This window comes from Promicromonospora kroppenstedtii DSM 19349 (assembly GCF_000515355.1).
In the GTDB taxonomy this organism is placed as follows: Bacteria; Actinomycetota; Actinomycetes; order Actinomycetales; family Cellulomonadaceae; genus Promicromonospora; species Promicromonospora kroppenstedtii.
Genome location: NZ_KI911634.1, coordinates 131,713 through 133,794, shown reverse-complemented (window position 1 = coordinate 133,794; position 2,082 = coordinate 131,713). Strand labels below are relative to the sequence as shown.

Genomic DNA, 2,082 nt, shown 5'->3' with positions numbered 1-2,082 from the left:
CAGCCAGTCGAGCGCGAGCCAGCGGATGCCGGTCCGGTCGGGCGCCGTCGCCGCGAGCTGGCCCACGGGGCCGCCGCCCAGGCCGGGCAGCAGGGCCTCGGGGGCGATCTGCGACCAGGGCTCCAGGACGAAGGCGCGCTCGTGCGCCCGCGGGTGCGGGATCTCGATGTCCTCGGCGGAGTCCGTCAGGGTGCCGTAGGTGATCAGGTCGACGTCGAGCGTGCGGGCGCCCCAGCGCTCGTCGCGGGTACGGCCGTGCAGGTTCTCGACCTCAAGGCACGCGTGCAGCAGCCCGCGCGCCGAGAGCGTGGTCCGGGCCAGCAGCACGGCGTTCAGGTAGTCGGGCTGGTCCTCCGGCCCGCCGACGGCGGCCGTGCGGGCCAGCGGCGAGACGTCGGTGATCTGCACGCCCGGCACGCGGTCCAGCTCGGCGACCGCCGAACGCATGGTGGCCTGCGGGTCGCCGAGGTTCGCTCCGATCGCGATGACCACGTCCACGTACCCGGCAGGCATCTCGTCGAACCGGTCGCGCGGCTCGGCCTGGTACGGCTGCTCCTGCGCGAACGCCGCCTCCGGCTGCCCGACGGCGGAGTCGGGGACCGCCGCCGAGACGCGCGTGGCCTCCATGTCGCCCTGGTCGTACTGCTGCTCGAACATCTGGTCGTACTGGTTCGGCTGCGCGTCGCGCTGCGGCTGCTCGTACTGCGGCTGCTCGTACTGCGGCTGCTCGAACGACTGCTGCTGGAACGCAGGCTGGGGCGGCTCGTAGGACTGCTGCGGCTCGAAGCCGTTCGGCTGGTCCTGACCTGCCCGCTGGTCGAGGCCCTGGAGGGACTCGTACTGCTGGACCGGCTCGAACGCGGGCTCCGGCTCGAACGCGGGCTCGGCCTTGAACTGCTCCTCGGGCTGGAACCGCTCCTCCGGCTGGAACTGGTCGCCCTGCTGGAACTGGTCGCCCTGCTGGAACACGGGCTCCTTGGCGGGGCGCTGCTCGGCCTCCGCCGGGGCCTCGGCCTGCAGCTCCCATGCCGCGGGGATGACCTGCAGCGGCTCGGGGGCGATGAGCTCGGGCACCGGGAGCGGCTCGGGCTCCTCGGCGGGAGTCTCCGCGGCCGGGGCGGACGGGGCGCGCTCGACGAGCGGCTCCGCCTCGAAGGCCTCGTACTTCTGGGCGCCGAACTGCTCGGAGCCGAACGACTCGGCCGCGAACTGCGCCGGCTCGGCCGACTGGTAGGGCTCGTACGGCTCGGGCCGGAACGGCTCCGGCTCCTCGGCGACCGGGCGTGCCACGGGCTCGAAGTCCTGCGGCTGGGGCTGGGCCGGAACGGCTTCGACCTGCTGCTGCTCCGGCGCCGGGTGCGCTGCGAGCAGCCCTGCCGGCACGGCCACGACGGGCATGCGGATGCGGTCGCGGCGGATGGCCACCTCGACGTCGGCGAACGGCACCGGGATGGGCGCGTGCGGCTTGTGCACGCGCACGTCCACCGCCTCTATCAGCGGGCGGGCCAGCACCGCGGCGGCGATCCGCTCCGCGACCGTCTCGATGAGGTCGGCGGGGTCGCCCTTCAGGATGTCGTGGACGTCGGCCGCGACATCGGCGTAGCTCACGGTCTGCGCCAGGTCGTCACCGGCGGCAGCGGGGCGCGTGTCCATGTACAGCACGACGTCGGCCCGGAACTCCTGGCCGGTCTGCCGTTCCGACGGCAGCACACCGTGGTACCCCCGCGCGCTCACGCCGCTCAGCTGGATCTGGTCCAGCGCGCGGCCGTCCGGGCCTGTGACGCCCGTTCCGAACGCTGTGGTCACCGTGGTCCTCCCCCATCGTCGTTGCGTGCACCGGAATCCTGCCAGGTTGGCATGTCTTGTCCCCCGGCCGTCCACGATTCTGTGGTCAAGGCCACGGTGGAAGTCAATGCCTCCGGTGCGGATGGGGAGGATGAGGAAGAGGTACCCGGCGACCCTACCCGGGGTGCGCCCTCCGCGGCGGACCACGCGGCGGCGACCTTGACGGCGTCCACGCTCGCCCGCGCGGTGTGCACACGCACGCACCAGGCGCCCGCGGCCGCCGACAGCGCGGAGATC

Annotated in this window: 1 protein-coding gene; it reads right to left on the bottom strand. The window is 73.5% G+C overall.

Annotation, left to right across the window (positions count from 1 at the left end; all coding sequences use genetic code 11):
- A partial coding sequence (gene folK / locus PROKR_RS37285; protein WP_245605730.1) for a 2-amino-4-hydroxy-6-hydroxymethyldihydropteridine diphosphokinase occupies positions 1-1,806 on the bottom strand: 1,806 nt, incomplete at its 3' end.
- Positions 1,807-2,082: the final 276 nt, after the last annotated feature.